Origin of the sequence: Acinetobacter sp. UBA5934, from assembly GCF_002430855.1 — a bacterium.
In the GTDB taxonomy this organism is placed as follows: domain Bacteria; phylum Pseudomonadota; class Gammaproteobacteria; order Pseudomonadales; family Moraxellaceae; genus Acinetobacter.
The window spans coordinates 7,313-7,538 of sequence record NZ_DJDC01000024.1 but is presented as its reverse complement, the minus strand read 5'-3'; the positions used below and the strand labels follow the sequence as shown (position 1 = coordinate 7,538).

The window sequence follows — 226 nt, the reverse complement described above, 5'->3', positions numbered from 1 at the left end:
ACACCCCATTCTGCCTGAATAGAAAGTTCATCATTGCTGCGTTCACGTAAACGTGGATATAAACGTTTTGGATCTAGGATGCCCGATTTTTCAGCAACATAGCGACTTTTAACACCAGATGCTTTTTCAATAAATTCTGCATTGGAACCGCGACGTGCTTCAACTTCACCTGCGGCGATTTTGTCAGCATTGTCGTGGTTAAACTGTTCCACATAAGCATTTAAAC

1 pseudogene is annotated in these 226 nt (G+C 42.0%); it reads right to left on the bottom strand.

The features are described 5' to 3' along the window. Nucleotides 1-226: pseudogene (locus B2Y23_RS01660) on the bottom strand (beta-ketoacyl-ACP synthase III); the annotation flags it as partial.